At 34.5% G+C, this 17,927-nt stretch carries 16 protein-coding genes; 14 read left to right on the top strand and 2 right to left on the bottom strand.

Going from position 1 to position 17,927, the window contains the following annotated elements; genetic code table 11:
- Window positions 1–10 precede the first annotated feature (10 nt).
- A complete protein-coding gene (locus EL260_RS15860; protein WP_034978696.1) occupies window positions 11–421 on the bottom strand; it encodes a single-stranded DNA-binding protein in 411 nt (136 codons plus the stop codon).
- A gap of 928 nt (window positions 422–1,349) precedes the next feature.
- On the opposite strand from EL260_RS15860, the gene EL260_RS15855 reads away from it, so the two are divergent.
- Window positions 1,350–2,843, top strand: a complete 1,494-nt coding sequence (locus tag EL260_RS15855; RefSeq protein ID WP_051880053.1) for a sensor histidine kinase — start codon at window positions 1,350–1,352, stop codon at window positions 2,841–2,843.
- A gap of 258 nt (window positions 2,844–3,101) precedes the next feature.
- Here the strand turns inward: EL260_RS15855 and EL260_RS15850 are convergent, their stop codons facing one another.
- The gene (locus EL260_RS15850) at window positions 3,102–6,266 is read right to left on the bottom strand and encodes an SIR2 family protein (RefSeq protein WP_034978624.1); all 3,165 of its coding nucleotides are present in this window, start codon (window positions 6,264–6,266) and stop codon (window positions 3,102–3,104) included.
- A 310-nt stretch (window positions 6,267–6,576) separates the two neighbouring features.
- Here EL260_RS15850 and EL260_RS26160 point away from each other — a divergent pair, with 310 nt between their 5' ends.
- The 13 genes from EL260_RS26160 to EL260_RS15790 all read left to right on the top strand — a co-directional run bounded on the left by EL260_RS26160 (window position 6,577) and on the right by EL260_RS15790 (window position 17,884).
- Complete coding sequence (locus tag EL260_RS26160; protein WP_034979996.1) at window positions 6,577–7,467, top strand: Fic family protein; 891 nt, start codon at window positions 6,577–6,579, stop codon at window positions 7,465–7,467.
- A 90-nt stretch (window positions 7,468–7,557) separates the two neighbouring features.
- Window positions 7,558–7,719, top strand: a complete 162-nt coding sequence (locus tag EL260_RS15840) for a DUF2624 family protein (RefSeq protein WP_117590505.1) — start codon at window positions 7,558–7,560, stop codon at window positions 7,717–7,719.
- 18 nt (window positions 7,720–7,737) lie between these two features.
- Window positions 7,738–8,253, top strand: a complete 516-nt coding sequence (locus EL260_RS26015) for a recombinase family protein (RefSeq protein WP_228445487.1) — start codon at window positions 7,738–7,740, stop codon at window positions 8,251–8,253.
- Window positions 8,254–8,283: 30 nt separating this feature from the next.
- Window positions 8,284–9,279, top strand: a complete 996-nt coding sequence (locus EL260_RS26010; RefSeq protein ID WP_228445485.1) for a recombinase family protein — start codon at window positions 8,284–8,286, stop codon at window positions 9,277–9,279.
- A 313-nt stretch (window positions 9,280–9,592) separates the two neighbouring features.
- On the top strand, window positions 9,593–10,270 hold the full coding sequence (locus EL260_RS15830) for a response regulator transcription factor (RefSeq protein WP_034979970.1): 678 nt from the start codon (window positions 9,593–9,595) through the stop codon (window positions 10,268–10,270).
- A 6-nt stretch (window positions 10,271–10,276) separates the two neighbouring features.
- Entirely contained in the window at window positions 10,277–11,563 is a 1,287-nt protein-coding gene (locus EL260_RS15825) for a sensor histidine kinase (protein WP_034979967.1), read from the top strand.
- Window positions 11,564–11,691: 128 nt separating this feature from the next.
- Window positions 11,692–12,060, top strand: coding sequence for a diacylglycerol kinase family protein (locus EL260_RS15820; RefSeq protein WP_034979964.1), 369 nt, complete (start codon window positions 11,692–11,694; stop codon window positions 12,058–12,060).
- Entirely contained in the window at window positions 12,057–14,018 is a 1,962-nt protein-coding gene (locus EL260_RS15815) for an LTA synthase family protein (RefSeq protein ID WP_123856253.1), read from the top strand. Before EL260_RS15820 ends, EL260_RS15815 begins: the two co-directional genes overlap by 4 nt.
- Before the next feature lie 160 nt (window positions 14,019–14,178).
- On the top strand, window positions 14,179–14,844 hold the full coding sequence (locus EL260_RS15810; RefSeq protein WP_034979958.1) for a phosphatase PAP2 family protein: 666 nt from the start codon (window positions 14,179–14,181) through the stop codon (window positions 14,842–14,844).
- Window positions 14,845–14,924: 80 nt separating this feature from the next.
- A complete protein-coding gene (locus EL260_RS15805; protein WP_102980775.1) occupies window positions 14,925–15,962 on the top strand; it encodes a sulfite exporter TauE/SafE family protein in 1,038 nt (345 codons plus the stop codon).
- Between the two features lie 80 nt (window positions 15,963–16,042).
- Window positions 16,043–16,624, top strand: a complete 582-nt coding sequence (locus EL260_RS15800; RefSeq protein ID WP_051880110.1) for an HD domain-containing protein — start codon at window positions 16,043–16,045, stop codon at window positions 16,622–16,624.
- 27 nt (window positions 16,625–16,651) lie between these two features.
- Window positions 16,652–17,446, top strand: coding sequence for a phosphatase PAP2 family protein (locus EL260_RS15795; protein ID WP_034979952.1), 795 nt, complete (start codon window positions 16,652–16,654; stop codon window positions 17,444–17,446).
- 21 nt (window positions 17,447–17,467) lie between these two features.
- Window positions 17,468–17,884, top strand: a complete 417-nt coding sequence (locus EL260_RS15790) for an EamA family transporter (protein ID WP_034979987.1) — start codon at window positions 17,468–17,470, stop codon at window positions 17,882–17,884.
- Window positions 17,885–17,927: the final 43 nt, after the last annotated feature.

The raw sequence follows: 17,927 nt of genomic DNA, 5'->3' as shown, positions 1-17,927 counted from the left end.
GTTGATTGTTTTAAAATGGTAGGTCATCATCCTTGTCAGTGTCGTTGGATTTAGAATTGGAAATTTCCTTCCTATCTGTTTTGTTCGCCTTAGTAGAGATGTTTTCGGTTCTTTTACCACTACTGTGAACTTTGATCTGTGAGGTGTGGAAATTCAGACCTGCGTGAGGTTCTCCGTCTTTTCCCAACCATGCAGAGGTGTAGGCTCTTCCGCTTAACTCTACCAAAGTGCCTTTTGTTAAAAGATCGGCCACTTTTGGAGAGATCCAATAGGCGCACTCAAAATAGGTGGTCTGTTCGATCCGTTCGCCCTGTTTGTTGCGATAATTGTCATTCGTAGCAATTGAAAAATTAACTACCTGTTTTTCATTGGACAAGTTGCGCACTTCCGCATCCCTTGTCAGTCTTCCGATAATGTTCATAACCCTAGGTTTTTTAAGATTGTACATTTTGATCTGTTTTCAATCTTTTCTCCGACCCGTCCCCAAAAAGCCTTTCAGGCTTCGCTGAATATTTTTCAAAAGAAAAACCGGAAAAAAGAAAGCAGATAATCTTAGCGGACAAAGAGGGAAGCCAAAAGGAAACGGAATAATTGGAGGGTACCTTTAGGGAGGAAACCGTTTATGCCGTAGTCTTTTTGCTGGATTAAGAATTGGATGACCGATATACCTTAGCTGCCTTTTTACCGGTTGCTTGTAAAAAATTCAAGTACTTAAAAGTTATTTTCTTTCCCAAATGACTTATAGGCTGTTATAAACGAAATAATGTTAATTGTAATTATGCATCTATTATCATGATTTCTCATTTTCTAGGAATTTTTTAGCGAAAGTAATTCGCCTCCGGGTTTCCAAAAGTTCTTCATGCTCGTTTGGGATTTCAATGTTTGCCCCAAAGTTCTCATTCTAAGCTAAAAAGGCAAGGATATGAAATGATGGATATTAATGAAAAAATCATTGATTCCGAAACAAGATATGTGTTATTCGAAAGAGAGGCTTTAAAATCTAAATAAGCAAATCGTAGAAAGGCTAGGAAGGTTTTTTTGTCGATTATTATAATATATTAGGAAGTTTATTTGATCTCCAAAAAGAGAATTTCTTAAGAAATAACTGGAACTTTCGGAAAATACTAGACACTGTCTCGTAATTCTGTATTGGCGATGTTGTATTCCTACTGTATTCGTGTGATGAAAAATTAAGATGAGTATGAGAGAATTTCTATGAAATAGAGGCAGCTCAAAACAGTTTGAGGATTGAGAACTTGCCGGCAATTTAACGTGGCAAATACTCGCGATAACGCATTTCAAACAGTGCCAAGTTGTATGATAATATACAAATATCTAAATTTGCGGCTATGGAGGGAGACGCTCAATTACCGAAATTACGATTGTCTGATTTTAGTCCTATGGAACAAAAGCAGGCGATTCTGGCTGCAATTGTCGCATCTACGGATGATGCAATTATTAGTAAAACACTTGATGGAATTATTAGCAGTTGGAATCCTGCTGCCATAAAGATGTTTGGTTATACAGAAGATGAAGCAATTGGTAAACATATTTCCCTAATTATTCCTGATGATCGATTAGATGAAGAAGCTTTTATTATCAGCCAGATAAAAGCGGGAGAAAAAGTCGAACATTTTGAAACTGTCAGAATGGCGAAGGATGGCAAATTTATTTCCTTGTCACTGACTATATCTCCAATTCTAGATGGAGACGGGAAGGTTATAGGTGCATCAAAAATTGCACGTGATATCTCGGAGCGCAAAAAAGCCCGTGAGAAACAGGCAATGCTTGCATCCATTGTTTCCGCCTCAGATGATGCAATCATTAGTAAAACGTTACAAGGAATTATTACCAGTTGGAATCCTGCTGCTATAAAGATGTTTGGTTATACAGAAGATGAAGCCATCGGTAAACATATTTCGCTCATTATTCCTGATGACAGGTTAGATGAAGAGACCTACATTATTGGAGAAGTTAGCAAAGGTATAAAAGTCGACCACTTTCAAACGATCCGTAAAACGAAAGATGGGAAATTGGTGCCGCTCTCTTTAACGGTGTCCCCGGTTATCAATGAAAGTGGCAATATCATTGGGGCTTCTAAGATAGCTAGAGACATTAGTGCGGAGCAGGCGTCACAGCAGGAAACTGCTAGATTGTATGAGCATCTGAAAGTGCTGAATGCAAAAAAAGATGATTTTATAGCGCTTGCGAGCCATGAGCTCAAAACGCCTCTCACCAGCATGAGCGCTTATTTGCAAATTCTCGCAAGACTGGAACAGGATGTAAAAAATAAAACATTTGTAGATAAGTTGCAACATCAGTTAAAGAAACTTTCTTCACTTGTGGATGATCTTCTGGATGTTTCTAAGATTGAAGCAGGTAAGATGCGTTTCGAAAAAGAGGATTTTGATCTTAAGGAGGTTATTGAAGAAGCTATCGATATGATTATCCACGCAAATCCTGGCTATAGTATAACTTTTGAGAATGCAAGTCCCAAATGTATCGTCAACGGCGATTCGCACCGAATTGAGCAGGTCGTAATAAATCTTATGACCAATGCCATACGTTATTCACCCAATAGCAATAGTTTAAAAATATATTTGATTGAAGCATCTAATGAAATAAAATTAGGTGTCGAAGATTATGGGATTGGCATTGCGCAAGAAAAATTGCAAAATATTTTTTCCAGATATTACCGTGTTGAAGGCAGCAACGGTAAAGTTTCAGGTTTGGGTATCGGTCTTTATATCTGCCATGAGATCGTAAGCAGACATAATGGAAGAATATGGGCAGACAGTACTCTGGGTAAAGGCAGTACATTTTGGTTCGCCTTACCTCGCTAATACAACCTCGGATAGGTATATCATTCCTTTGAATTATTTATACTTCCTGCCTGGCAATATTTAAAGAAGAATTAACAGAATATACGGCTATAATAAATCTGCAGCAATGCTTTTTAAACAAAACAATAACCATAAAACAACGCATTTTTTGATCTAGCAGAATAATTGTATCGATCGAAACTTCTATTTATTTTATGAATGCAAGTCCGCACTTCCACTGATTTTTAAGTTGGCAAAATGCTTAGCCTCTGTATATCTTTAAATAAATAATCTATAATCATAACTTCGACCCTCAAATCTAGACAGTAGCTTACCAATCTTAGCAATTTGGTTAGACGAGTCGATTGTAGAGGGCAACTTAGAATAGAGATCTAGTGAGTTCCAATTCATTTTTGTTAGACCAAGAATCTCTGTAGCGATTACATCTATATTCGATTCTCCGTAGTGTTTAGTAATTTTAACAGGCGCAGGAATGCTTCGGCCACCAAGATAAAATTTGTAATTTGGCTGTTTTACAGAAGGAACTATTCCATGTGTCCATAACAATGCCGTCTTTTTATTAGTGACAATGCAAGTACCTCTTGATATTGGAAACTTATCAATTTGAAGATTATTCTGATAAACACTCATCGCAAGAAATTTTGCGTCAGTATCATAATTAATTTCTATCAGATCAATCTTTTTGATACCAGCCTGATTAAGACTTGCCTTTATACCATTAATTTCATCTTCGGTAAATCGTGTGCGCTTATGAATAACTACCCTTTCAGGAAGTGAATCTAAAGACTCGTAAAAAAGTTCCCTAATTGATACTCCAAACTGAAATGCGTCTTTATAAGAAAGATAAGGGTTATTTTGTTTATCCAAAAAATAATTATCGATTTTTGAAAGTCTATATTTCAATCCCTGACCATTAGAATCATATATGTGACTGCAGCCGATTACAATTTCGTGTTTGTTTTTGATTTTTGAAACACTGTAACCTATGCCCGCATAAGCAGTTTTTCTTTCTTGATTATTTAAGATCCAAGGCGTTCTTAGTGATTTTACATAAAATGAAAGTGAAAGCCACCAATATATTTGACATTTCAGTTTGTCATCAAGCGTATCTTCTCTAATAAGTTGGGTTGATATTCCTTTTGATGCTGCAAAAGCCTTGATATAATCATGAAGATCAAAACTCTCTGTTTCATTTATATATGTTTCAAATGGCTGCCATTCTAAAGGTATGAATATTACAACTGTACTCGAACTTTGAATAGCAGAAATCTTTTGGATTCTGTCTGTTATAAGTCTGGCCAAAGCGATTGCGTTTTCATGAGTCTGCTTTGAGTTCTCCGCTACAAACTCAATGTTCATCCACATGGTGTTATCATTGGTTGCCGGAATATTAATGGGAATATTAAACGCCGATACAAACCCTGGATAATCTATCAGGTAGTCCGTATTAATGTTTTGTGTGGAATGTCGTGAATTAATGGCTGAAAGGAAGCTGAAAAATCTTTCTGAGTATTTACCTCCGCATACAACTGAAAGGTTAATTTCATTTGAATGAATAATTCCATTAAGGTTCACATCATACGGACGATTATTAATAAGTCCCCGCATTGGATGATAGTCCTTGAAATCATTGTCGCTAGAGGTATTTTTAAAGATCAACTGCGGTTCCAAGAATTGTACTCCTCGAAATTGAGTCTGCTTTCCATTATAATTCTGTGGAGCATATGAACGATATTTGTTGTCGATGACGTCGATTTCTCCATACGCTGTATTTGAGCTGATCTGAAATTCAAAACCTGTTCCTGAATTTGGTGGATATTCAAAAATCAGTTTTCTATTGTTAAATAATAGTCCGTTCCACAGTTGCAGTTCCTCGTCATATTTATGATTGTAAAGCTTTTCTAGAATGTTCTTACTGATCTGCTGTTTTAGAGATTTTGAAATTTCTTTGGTGGAGTTTAAATAAACTGTCGGTGCAATAGCTAAATAACCGAAGCCAGAGTTCTTGTCAAAATAGAGCGAGATGTAAATCGCTTTATGAACAGTTATGTCACCTTGTTGGCTGATGTGAGTCTTCATCCAAATTTTATCTCTGTAATTTGAGTTTACCTGCGTAGTAGAGCAGAAGAATTTTAAGATGGCATTTAGCATCAGGTTTTTAAAAACAGTGACGTTCTCTACATCTTGACGTGAAATCTGTTCCCTTTTAATATCAGTTTTAAGGTAAGCTCTAAATACAGAATTAATCTCACTTAATGTACCCAGTGCAAAAACTTTACCTTTAAATGGAACTGCTGAAATACTTGTGTTTTCTGTAATTTTTCTTAAGAAAGCCCACGGTCTTTCGTTTTTATAATCTATTTCAAATTGAAATACTTCCCGGGGAAACACAACAGGGTGAAGATTGCTTTTTATGTATTTATCGGTTTTGGTGAAATTTAGTTTGAAATCTGTATTTACCGTTTCCTGATCGTCAGATATTTCAAGGACTTTTTGAATTTTGTCAGAGATTTCCTTATTGTCTTCAAAAATTGTCTTAGTAAGGTGAATTAAGGTTTTGTCGAATCCATCTGTAGAAATGTAAAATGCTTCTCTGCCAGATTTTCTCACATGTTCGATAAGTTCTTGTACTTCAATATTCATATTGTCACCATGCCCGCACCAGTATAATCTGCCAGTGCCTCTTTTGGAGAATGCAGACTTCAAAGCATTCATTAGTGAGACATCACGGCCACTATATCCAGCGACAATAAGATTTTTATCCGAATGGTAGTTTGCAAGTTGTTCTTGGAAAATTTCGTGCTGTGAGTCAAGTTCATTATCAGTGTTTTTTAATGTTGAGTATTTATAGTCACCATGTAATGCGATACACATTAATTCCTTTGTACTTTGGTTTCTAAATATGCGTTCAGCATTATCAAGCGTGATTTCGATCGGTGTTAGATTATTTTGGTGTGCGGCTTTTACCATAAGACCGTCAAAATTCGTCGTCCACACTGACTTCACGATGCCTTGTCCTGCTAAGAAACATAATAGTTTATAACCAATATATGGTTGTTTGTTTTCAATGAGGCTAAAAAAATACTTTCTTCGATCTTCAGCAATAGGATAGGCCTTTTCTGCATAGTAAGAATACTCTTCCGAAGCATCAATCTTCGGAAAGCCTCCATGGTTATCGATCCATTTTTGTATACTTATCCGTACATTTTCATTCTTGTGATTTTTGTAGTATTCAGCTGCATTTATATTTTTTGAAATATAAATATCACGCTTCCACTCCCAAATGCAGTCGTACGCAGATTGTATGCCTGAGCTTATTGAAGCTCCAGCGCCAAGAAGAAAGGAGTGGGGGACATCAATATTTCTTTTAATTGATCGCAAGAATGCGTCATAATCTAAATGTAAATTTTCTTCAATTATCATGGGTTGTATAATCCTATTTTTTAGCGTGGCCTCTGCATTTTTATGTTGATAAATATAGTATAAAATTTTTACAGGTTTTAATATTTTTAATGACAGAAAATTTAAATATCATATAGTAGAAATAATTCTTTTAGTGTTCTAGACTAAGAACAAAAATTAAATTGTGTGTAAGGTTTCCCGTAAATATATCTGGATTTTTTAATTAGGGGTTGTGCTATTTATTATTTATTATGCCAATAACGGCAAAAAAACTTATATTTGCATCGTGAAAATTGTGTAATTTTTGCCGATGAAGGCTATCTAGAATCTTATGAAATATATATCAGTAGCAGAATTTTCCAAAAAATGGAACATACCTGAAAGAACTGTCAGGAATTACTGTGCGCATGGCAGGATTAACGGTTCGTTCTTAACTGGTAAAACCTATAATATTCCAGAGGATGCGCTTCCTCCTTCAAAAGAAAGTAAAAAGAAGTTTAGTAAAAATCCTTTGCTGAACAAACTGAAGGAAGAGAAAGAAATGAAGCTCAAGGGCGGCATTTATCACAGAACCCAGATCGATCTGACGTACAACTCAAATAGAATAGAAGGAAGTAGGCTAACATTAGATCAGACAAGATATATTTTTGAAACAAATACGGTCGGGGTTTCGAAGGAAAGTATCAATGTAGATGACATAATAGAAACTACAAATCACTTTAGAGCTATTGATCTCATAATTGATAAGGCTAAATCAAAATTAACTGAATCATTAATAAAAGAGCTTCATTTCTTACTAAAGTCCGGAACATCTGATAGTGCTAAAGACTGGTTTAATGTTGGGGAATACAAGAAATTGCCGAATGAAGTTGGAGGTAATGAAACTACAGCACCGGGCAAAGTAGCAACTAGAATGAAAGAGATTTTATCTGAATACAACGATATTGAAAATAAAACCATTGAGGACATTATTGCCTTTCACTATCAGTTCGAAATTATTCACCCTTTTCAAGACGGAAATGGTCGTGTTGGCAGATTGATTATGTTTAAAGAATGCTTAGCTAACAACGTTATTCCATTTATTATTGATGAAGAGCTAAAGCTATTTTATTACAGAGGATTACAGGAATGGGAAAATATTAGAGGTTATCTTCTTGATACCTGCCTAACTGCCCAAGATAACTACAATGCCATTCTGAAATATTTTGAAATTCAAGAGTAAAAGCACATCTAAGCCAAGTGTATCAATTAAATACATTAATTAATAGTTGTTGGATTAGCCGAATATTTTTATTTAAAAGATTTCGGTTATATGGAAAAGAACATTGAAATTAAAAATATAAGCACTGAAGAGATTATCAAAATTCTCAAAGAAGAGGAGGAAATTGAGTTAACTATTGAGGAAGCTGAACAAATTGTAGAATTTCTAAAAATGCTATTGACAGTCACAATAAGGGAGTTTTTAGATGAATAATATTTTAAGATTGTAGAGATGAAAAAAGCCGATTTATACATTCGTGTTTCAACCGATGAGCAGGCAGATAAAGGATATTCCCAAAGAGATCAGGAAGAAAGACTGAGACGATACTGTGAAAATAACAGTATCGTAGTTGGACAGGTCATTTATGAAGATTATTCAGCCAAAACCTTTAACAGGCCTGAATGGATCAAACTGCTAGATACACTTAAGAAAAAGAGCTCCAGAACCAACTTATTGTTGTTTACAAAATGGGATCGTTTTAGCAGAAACGCAGGTGATGCCTATCAAATGATCAATATGCTCAAAAAGCTCCACGTTGATCCGCAAGCCATTGAACAACCTTTGGATCTTTCAATTCCCGAGAATAAGATGATGTTGGCAATCTATCTTGCTGCACCGGAAGTTGAAAACGACAGACGTGCCCTGAATACCTACTATGGAATGCGTCGTGCAAGAAAAGAAGGAAGATTGATGGGAAGGGCGCCTTATGGATATGTCAATAAGATCACTGAGAATGGGAAGAAGTAGGTCACTCAAAAAGAACCGGAAGCTTCAAATATGAAATGGGCATTTAATGAGATGGCAAAAGGTGTTTATTCAGCCAGCCAGATCATGGATATGATGAATATGCGGGAAGGGAAAACTGTAAAAGTCAGTGCTTTTCTTGCCGGCTTAAGGAATACTGCATATTGCGGAAAAATTTATGTAGAACAATATAATGACGAGGAGGCTCATTTTGTTCCAAGTATTCATGAACCTTTGATCAGTGAGGAGTTATTCGAAAAAGTCCAAAATATAATGGATGGCAATGCAAACCTTGCAAGACCCAATGTAAAAATCTTGTCTGACGATAATCTTCCCCTGAGAGGATTTCTAGTCTGTCCGGAATGTGGTCATTTAATAACCGGTAGTGCATCTACAGGATACTCTAAGAAATATTATTACTACCATTGTCAGTCACCATGCGGATATCGTTATAAAGCAGAAATTATTAACAATAAATTCCTGGAATTACTACAAGCTTTAGAAATGAGGGAGTCCATTAAAAAATATTTGAGAAAGGTCTTGAAACAAAATTTTGAGAAGTTTATCGATAATCCTCAACATCAAAGAAAAAAGATATTAATGGAAATAGATGGATTGAATAACAGGTTAAAGTCGGCACGAAACAAATTACTGGAAGAGATCATTGATAATGAGGATTATTTGGAAATTAAAACTGATTGCAAGGACAAAATTGAAAAGTTAGAAAGCAACCTGACCAAAGTAAAAGATAAAAACAAAATAGATTTTCCGAAACTACTTGACCATGCATTATCGAACGTTGTAGATCTTGCTAAAGTCTTTAGTAGTGGGGATATCACATTGAAACGTCAAATAATTAGTTCGATATTCCCTGAAAAATTGGAATTTTTTGAAAATCATTATCGAACTATGCGACCTAACGTTTTGTTGTCCTATATCTATCAGATTAACAATGATTTACGAGCTAAAAAAAACCGGAAAAATAGTGAATTATCACCTCTTTCCGGTCTTGTACCCATAACCGAATAAATATCGAAATATTTGGTGGAAGATTTAGAAAGAATCACAGAATTATCAAGAATGAAATATTAAATATTTTTACATTTTTATATTACCTTGATCTACAAAATTTATTATCCTTGATTTTTTTATTTCCAATATCGTTGATTGCTATCTGTTTTAAAATTTTCGCTTTTGAGATTACTATCTTCATATAGAGTTTTAAAATCTTAACATTGATTACGAATATTATTTTTATGATTTCAAAAATTCCTCAATATCTACATATAGAAAATTGTATAAATTCGAAATTTATTCAAAATTGCAATTATAAATTAGCAAAATGAAAATCCTGATCATAGAAGACGAAACAGAGCTTGCAAAAAGTATTTCCGAATATCTTTCGGGAGAAAATTATGTCTGTGAATTTGCACCTACTTTCAGTGAAGCAATGGATAAGGTTGAAACTTTCCAGTATGACTGTATCTTATTAGATATTATGCTTCCAGACGGTAGTGGTCTGTCAATTTTAGAAGAATTAAAAAGACAGAATAAACAGGATGGGGTCATTATTATTTCGGCGAAGAATGCTCTGGATGATAAAATAAAAGGATTGAAGCTAGGGGCAGACGATTATCTTACAAAACCTTTTCATCTTTCAGAATTAATGGCAAGGATCTATTCAATTATAAGAAGAAAACAATTTAATAATTCGAATGTTGTAAAGCAGAATGAATTAGAGATCGATCTTTTAGCCAAAACTGTTACTATTAATAATCAAACGATTATCCTTACAAAAAAAGAATTTGACCTTCTTATTTACTTTATTGGAAACAAGAATAAAGTTATTTCTAAAAGCACCTTAGCAGAACATCTTTCCGGTGATTTTGCGGATATGCTGGATAACCACGACTTTGTCTATGCGCACGTCAAAAATCTTAAAAAGAAATTATATGAAGCTGGCTGTGATCATTATCTGAAAACAGTTTATGGAACGGGATATAGATGGGAAAATATGTAATTAATTATGAAGCCACTATTAAGTAAAACTACCAGACCGTTTTTAATTTTTGTTATGATTGTTCTGGTTTTCAGTATCCCAGTATATTATTTCGTAGTCGATGCAATATGGCAGGATGAACTTGACGAGCACAACGAGATCGTTGCAGAAAAAACAGGCTATGAATTTAACAAAATGAATGCTTCCATAGAAGAAATACAAAGCAGTATTACCTTGTGGAATCATATCCAACCAGGAACCAATATTGAAAAAATAACTTCCAATCATTTAAGGAAAGACTCACTTTTTACAGCTGAAAAATACAAACCTTTTTCTGCGGATCCGACGATCGAACGCTACAGATGTCTTAAAAAGGTCATTTATATAAAAAAACAACCTTATCTTTTTACCATAGAGACCAATATTGAGGAAACGGAAGGCACTGTAATGATCATTGGTCTCATTACATTTTTCTTTTTTCTTTTGATCGTGACAGGGTTGTTTATACTTAACAGGAGATTGTCCAAAACAATCTGGAAACCTTTTAGAAACACACTTGACAAACTGAAGAATTTTAATTTAAACACACAGACGCAGATTGAATTTGACAAGACAGACACTACAGAATTTGAAGAATTAAATCAGTCATTACGAAAATTAATTACTCATAACGTATCCGTTTATAAATCGCAGAAAGAGTTTACAGAAAACGCGTCTCACGAGTTGCAGACTCCGTTGGCCATCTTGAAAAATAAGCTTGATCTTTTGTTACAAGATGTAAACCTTACCGAAAGGCAATATGATATTGCAGAAGAAATGAACCGGGCTCTAACAAGAAGTTCAAGAATTAATAAGAACCTTTTGTTATTAGCAAAAATAGATAACAGCCAATTCGATAATTCTGAAATCATTAAGCTGGACGATCTATTGCACCAAAGTCTTGATGTCTTTAATGAACATTTTGAACAAAAGAATATTTCTGTTACAGAAAATATTTCTTCAGGCATTAAAGTAAATGGAAACAGCGGGCTGACTGAAGTTCTTATCAATAACCTAATTTTGAATGCTATCCGTCATACTTCACGTGACGGAGCAATATCGGTGAAGTTGACAAATTCAGTATTTGAAGTTGCCAATTCCGGAACTGAAAAATTAAATACAGATCTATTATTCAAAAGATTTTCGAAGCTTTCTGCTGACAATAGCGGAAGTGGTTTAGGACTAGCCATCATCAGTGAGATTTGCAAATTCCACCACTGGACAATCAATTATAAATTTGAAAATAATTTGCACATTTTTTCTGTAAAACTATAAAATTCAAAATTTCTTCAAAATTCAATTTTAGTTTTGCTGCATAATTCAATTTATGCAATCGTCCTTTTATTTCTATAGCCTAAAAGCTAAATTCCATAGAATAAGCCTTTTAAATTCAAATCATTGATATGAAAAATATTAATGACAGTTTTTTGAAAGGAAGAGCAAAAAGCCTTAAATACACATTTAACGGCGCATTTCTGTTGCTGAAAACAGAACATTCGATAATGACACAGTCTTTCATCGGGGTTATTTTCGTCGCTTTAGGCTTCTATTTTAAAATCACAAAAGTTGAGTGGATGTTTCAGATATTTGGCTTTGGACTTATTCTCACGGCAGAAAGCCTTAATACTGCAGTGGAAAAACTCTGCGATTTCGTTCATCCTGAATACCATAAAAAAATTGGTTTTATAAAAGACATTGCTTCCGGAGCGATGACATTTGCTGTGATCTCAGTTTTAATATTACTCACTCTTATCTATTATCCTTACTTATGAAAAAGTTATTCAATGGCAGATTTTCAACACTGTTTGGCGTTCTGAGTTTATATGTTTTTTTAGCATTTGTAATTAGGATAATACTACTGATCTGGTCTTTAAAAGATCTTGAGCTTAATTTCCTACATATTTTGCGGGCTTTTTTCACAGGGTTCGTTTTTGACCTGACGATGGGTTCCTTATTTTTGGCATTTTACGCCTTTTATCTTTTGATCTTTACGAAAAGATGGATTGGATCTTTGTTCGATAAAATCTTCACCTATTTTTATCTTAGCTTGATTTTCAATATTATTTATTTTAGCCTTTTGGCAGAAATACCTTTTTGGGATGAGTTTGGCGTGAGGTTCAATTTCATTGCTGTAGATTATCTTATTTACACTTATGAAGTTGTCGAAAATATCAATCAGTCTTATCCTTTACCTGTGATTGGAGTTGTTTTGGTAGGATTGATCGTCCTTACATTTGTTTTATTTAAAAAACTGAATATCTTCAAAAAGACTTTTTCTGATAAGAATTCTATCAGTAATCGTTTATTTTATTCACTTCCGGTTTTGGCAATTGCCATTATTTTAGGCTTGGTGATGAAAAACAAGCAGGCGGATTTCAGTAATAATTTGGTGGTAAATGAATTGGGGAAAAACGGTGCTTTTTCTTTTGTAACTGCCTTCAAATCAAACGAGCTTGATTATGAAACCTTCTACCCGAAACTTCCGGAAAAAGAAGCTTATTCAATAGTTAAGAAGAATCTTTTACAGGAAAATCAAAAATATACAACCGCAAAATATGATGATATATCAAGGCTTACCACAGGAAATAATGAACAAAAACCTAATATCATCCTTATTGCCATAGAAAGTTTCAGCGCAGATTTTCTGACAGAATTTGGCAATAAAGATCATCTTACGCCCAACTATGAAAAGTTGTCGAATGAAAGTATTTTCTTTACAAACCTGTATGCAACAGGAACAAGAACCGTTCGCGGGATGGAAGCTTTAACATTATCTGTTCCGCCAACACCGGGAAATAGCATCGTAAGAAGACCTAATAATCAGAATTTATTTTCCATTTCTACAATTGTAAAATCAAAAGATTATCAGCCCTATTTTATTTATGGGGGCGATGGTTATTTTGATAATATGAATACCTTTTTTGGTGGACAGGGATTTGATATTGTTGACAGAAACAGAGGTAATCCTTTAGCGGACGAGATTAAAACACAAAGATTTGCAATTCCTGATAACGAAGTGAAATTTGAAAATGCCTGGGGAATCTGTGATGAAGATCTTTATAATCAATCTATCAAATACGCTGATAAAAGCGCTAAAGCAAACAAACCGTTTTTTCAGTTTGTAATGACCACTTCCAACCACAAACCTTACACTTTCCCAGCAGGAAAGATCGACCTTCCGCAAGGTGATAGAAATGCTGCCGTGAAATATACAGATTATGCTTTAGGAAAGTTCATTGCGGATGCGAAGACAAAACCCTGGTTTAAAAATACCGTATTCGTTATAGTTGCAGACCATTGTGCAAGCAGTGCCGGGAAGTGGGAGATCAATATCGACAGACATCACATTCCTGCAATTATTTATAATCTTCCACAGCAACAACCAACAAGAATTGATCGTTTAACTTCACAGATCGATTTGATGCCGACTTTATTCGGATATCTCGATTGGAATTACAACACAAGTTTGTATGGAAAAGACATCAATCAAACAAAAGTTGGAGATGAAAGAGCTTTTATAGGCAATTACAGAACATTGGGAATGCTGAAAGGAAATATTTTCACACAGATTGACGATAGAAAAAGGTTAAAACAGTTTGGGGTTTCAGGAAATGAAAAACAGACTTTATCAGAAATAAAAGCAGAAAATCAGGAATTGGCCTCTCAAACCATTTCTTATTATCAGACAGCAAGTGTAAGATTCAAAAATGGAAAGATGAAAGTAAAATAGAATATTCTGAGATGTAAAACCTTCCAAAAGATTGGTGATATCATCGATCTTTTGATTTTTAATAGGGTACAATATTTGGATTTTAATCAATTTTTAAAACCTGAGATTCAAAATTAATTCAGAATTAGGATATTAATTTGTGTCAGATAATTCCAGAATTATGAGATTGATAACTTTTCTGCAAAACAACAAAAGGCTTTTATTTCGAGCCACGGCTGGTTCGCTTTTGATTGCATTTGTAATATTAAGCTGTATTGTTTTCTTTCTGCCATTGGAATATTTGGACATCCATATTTCAGAAGAAATACAGGAAAAACAAACTCCTAACCTTAATACACTGATGATTTGGCTGAGCTGGTTTGGCAGAACATCAGTTTCGGTTGTAATGGTCGGTATAACTTCACTTATCTTTTTTATTTTAAGATTAAAAAAAGAAGCTGTTTTGATGGTTTCTACACTTTTTTCCGGAATTTTAGGGTTAGGACTAAAAATGCTGATCAACAGACCACGTCCTTCCAAAGATCTGGTTGTCCTTTTGGAAGAAACAAAATATCAGAGCTTCCCTAGCGGTCACGTTTTGTTTTACACAGTTTTTTTCGGTGCATTGATATTGATCATTCTTCATTTAAAAAAGATTAAGTATAAGGTCAAATTATTTCTGATTATCATTTGTCTTTCGATGATTTTCTTGGGAGCGGTTTCTCGGGTTTATCTCGGCGCGCATTGGTTTACAGATGTTTTGGGTGGATTTATACTAGGCGTTTTTTGCGTCTTGATTATTGGATATTTCTACGTCAAAAATGACAAAAACATTCCAAAAGCGTAACTAAAATTCAAAATTTATTCTAAATCAGATTGCATTTTTGTACTTAAAATACGACGTAGTGTAATCTTTTATTTAGAAATATGATTTTAAAAATTGTCCTTTTATTTTCGGGAACTATTCTCGCTTTTTGGCTGAGCGCTATATGTGGTGGCGGAGCAAGTCTCATATTAGTTCCGATTCTAAACCTGTTGCTTCCCACCTCTGTCGTACCTTTTTCATTAACAATTGGGACTTTTACAAGTTCTGCATCAAGAATTGCGGTGTTCAAAAAGCACATCAACTGGAAGATATTTTTCTGGTTTGTTCCATTTTCAATCCCTGCGGTTTTAATCGGAGCTTATCTCATTAAATATATAAATCCCAATTATTTACAGCTCATTGTTGCTATGTTTCTTATCGCCAATTTACCTCAATTGTTCAAATCTAAAAATACTGCTGAGAAAGAGGAAAAGCCATATCCGGAATATGTTTTGGCAATTGTTGGCTTTCTGGCAGGTTTTGTATCCGGAATGACTGGTGCAATCGGACTTTTGTTTAATCGGTTTTATTTAAAATTTGGACTCAAAAAAGAAGAAATAGTTGCAACGAGAGCGGCCAATGAAATCTTTATGCATCTAATCAAGTTGATAATTTATATAGAACTGGGATTATATTCAAATACGGCGTTGTGGTTGGGTTTGACGATTGCTGTAGCTACAATAATTTCTTCATATACCGTAAAATATATCCTTCCGTATTTAAGCGAAAACATTTTCAGAAAAATTGGTTACAGTGCAATGGTTATTGCGGGAGTGACATTATTTGCTGGGACCTCCAATAGAATTATCAAACAAGACAAAATTACTTTTGCGGCTGTTCAAAAAAATAACCAAAAAGAATCTATCATTTCCTGGAGGAATACTGACTTGGTTTTGGAATATACTTATGACGAAGGTTTAGAAATAGAAAGGCCTATTCTTCCCGAAGAGTTACCGGATCGACTTATGGAAAAATACAACCAGCTTAAAAACAAGTTTGACACGATTCATATTGAGAAGGTTTTTGTTTTTAGAAAAGAGCCGAGTTACGAATTCTATTGTTTCAGAAATAATCTAGTGACAAAGCTAGAGATGAAATGATTCAAAATTTCTACAAAATCAGAACTCATCTTTTGCCAATCAACAAAACATCTTTTGTAAATATATAATGAAAACCGCTAATGAATAGTTTAGTAGAAGCTGTACGTGATTATGTGATATTGTTTCTTTCAGAAAATCTTTCGAATGAGCTTGTTTTTCATAACATCAACCATACCTATGAAGTTGTTGCTGCGGCGAGAGAAATTGGCTCTCAATGCGATCTTTCTGACAATGAAACTCTTGCTTTAGAAGTTGCTGCCTGGTTCCACGATTGTGGGTATGCAAACACATATCTCGGTCACGAAAACGAAAGTAAGAAAATAGCCAAGGATTTTTTAGAAAACTATGGATGCGAGAACGGTTTTATCAGTTCAGTTTTAAACTGCATTGAATCCACAAAATATCCGCCCAAACCTTCTTCACTAATCGAAAAAGTGTTATGTGATGCTGATCTGTATCATTTGACAAGAGCGAATTATCCAAAGTATGAAAAGGCATTGAGAAGGGAATTTGAAATATTTCTAAAACTGATCTACACTGACGAGGAATGGCTCAAAAAGAACTGTTGGTTTCTCTCAGAACATACCTATTACACAGATTTTGGTCAAGAAGTTCTTTCGAAGTTTAAAGAGACCAACATTCAGATGCATTGTCCTAAATAAATTTTAAATCAAATTAATAAACATAAGATGTCAAAATTCACTCAAAAAACAGTTTTTAGCATTTTCATATTATTTTCAACATTTGGAAAAATTTCTGCCCAAAGTAATGATACCATTCAGGTTCAGGAAACAAAGCAAGATAGCATCGTTGAACTGAATACAGAAACAGATCATCTTAATTATAAAAGATTGATTGTTCCTGCGGCCTTAATAGGCTACGGCGTTGCAAGTTTGTCAGTAAAAGGGATTAAACAATTGAATTTCTCTACTAGAGATGAGATCAATGAACACAAACCGGATCACATCAGACTGGATAATTACACCCAATTCGCACCTGCCGCTTTGGTCTATGGATTAAATGCTTTTGGGGTAGAAGGAAAACATAATTTCCGTGACAGAAGTATCATTTACGGAACTTCGATGTTGATTACATCAGCGTTTGTAGTTCCATTAAAGCATATGGTAAAGGAAGAAAGACCGGATCAATCCAATAATCTTTCTTTCCCTTCAGGTCATACAGCGATTGCGTTTGCCTCTGCACAGTTTATGTTCCGAGAGTACAAGGACACCAATTTCTGGCTCGGAATTTCTGGATATTCAATCGCTGTTTTTACGGGAGTTTACAGAATGTTGAATGATAAGCATTGGGTTGGAGATGTCGTTGGCGGAGCCGGATTCGGTATTCTTTCCACGGAACTGGCTTATTGGTTATATCCTAAAATCAATCATTTGATAGGAGGGAAAAATCAAAATTCAGCCACTATGGTAATGCCTTTTTATCAGAATAAAAGTGTAGGGATTGGTTTTGTTAAAACCTTTTAATTGATGTCAAAAAATAAAAATATGTGGTTCTATTATGCCTTGCTTTCAGCTGTTTTTGCTGCATTCACAGCAATTTTTGCAAAAATGGGAGTATCCAATATCAATTCTAATTTAGCAACTGGAATTAGAACAGTAATTATTTTGGTATTGGTCTGGAGCATTGTTTTTATAAAAGGCGAGTCTAACGATATTGGATCATTATCAAAATTCAATCTTATTTTTCTTGTCCTTTCCGGTGTCGCAACTGGGTTATCCTGGCTGTTTTATTTTAAGGCTTTACAGATAGGCAAAGTTTCGCAAGTCGCGGCGGTAGATAAATTAAGTGTAGCTATTGCTATTATTTTATCAATCTTCTTTTTTAAAGAAACATTAACATTGAAAACTGCGATCGGGGCTTTGTTGATTATCGGCGGAACTATTTTACTTGCGTTTAAATAATAAAGATCCGGTCATCTATAAAATATTTTGATTTTTTAGTCGA

Source organism: Chryseobacterium nakagawai (assembly GCF_900637665.1).
Classification (GTDB): domain Bacteria; phylum Bacteroidota; class Bacteroidia; order Flavobacteriales; family Weeksellaceae; genus Chryseobacterium; species Chryseobacterium nakagawai.
This window is presented reverse-complemented; position numbering and strand designations above follow the sequence as displayed.

Bases quoted from the DNA above. Each gene is read 5' to 3' on its own strand.
- EL260_RS26015 (WP_228445487.1), top strand. From the start codon at position 7,738: ATGAAAAAAGCCGATTTATACATTCGTGTTTCAACCGATGAGCAGGCA.
- EL260_RS15815 (WP_123856253.1), top strand. From the start codon at position 12,057: ATGAAAAAGTTATTCAATGGCAGATTTTCAACACTGTTTGGCGTTCTG.
- EL260_RS15800 (WP_051880110.1), top strand. From the start codon at position 16,043: ATGAATAGTTTAGTAGAAGCTGTACGTGATTATGTGATATTGTTTCTT.
- EL260_RS15820 (WP_034979964.1), top strand. From the start codon at position 11,692: ATGAAAAATATTAATGACAGTTTTTTGAAAGGAAGAGCAAAAAGCCTT.
- EL260_RS26010 (WP_228445485.1), top strand. From the start codon at position 8,284: ATGAAATGGGCATTTAATGAGATGGCAAAAGGTGTTTATTCAGCCAGC.
- EL260_RS15860 (WP_034978696.1), bottom strand. From the start codon at position 421: ATGAACATTATCGGAAGACTGACAAGGGATGCGGAAGTGCGCAACTTG.
- EL260_RS15855 (WP_051880053.1), top strand. From the start codon at position 1,350: ATGGAGGGAGACGCTCAATTACCGAAATTACGATTGTCTGATTTTAGT.
- EL260_RS26160 (WP_034979996.1), top strand. From the start codon at position 6,577: ATGAAATATATATCAGTAGCAGAATTTTCCAAAAAATGGAACATACCT.
- EL260_RS15790 (WP_034979987.1), top strand. From the start codon at position 17,468: ATGTGGTTCTATTATGCCTTGCTTTCAGCTGTTTTTGCTGCATTCACA.
- EL260_RS15810 (WP_034979958.1), top strand. From the start codon at position 14,179: ATGAGATTGATAACTTTTCTGCAAAACAACAAAAGGCTTTTATTTCGA.
- EL260_RS15825 (WP_034979967.1), top strand. From the start codon at position 10,277: ATGAAGCCACTATTAAGTAAAACTACCAGACCGTTTTTAATTTTTGTT.
- EL260_RS15830 (WP_034979970.1), top strand. From the start codon at position 9,593: ATGAAAATCCTGATCATAGAAGACGAAACAGAGCTTGCAAAAAGTATT.
- EL260_RS15840 (WP_117590505.1), top strand. From the start codon at position 7,558: ATGGAAAAGAACATTGAAATTAAAAATATAAGCACTGAAGAGATTATC.
- EL260_RS15795 (WP_034979952.1), top strand. From the start codon at position 16,652: ATGTCAAAATTCACTCAAAAAACAGTTTTTAGCATTTTCATATTATTT.
- EL260_RS15850 (WP_034978624.1), bottom strand. From the start codon at position 6,266: ATGATAATTGAAGAAAATTTACATTTAGATTATGACGCATTCTTGCGA.
- EL260_RS15805 (WP_102980775.1), top strand. From the start codon at position 14,925: ATGATTTTAAAAATTGTCCTTTTATTTTCGGGAACTATTCTCGCTTTT.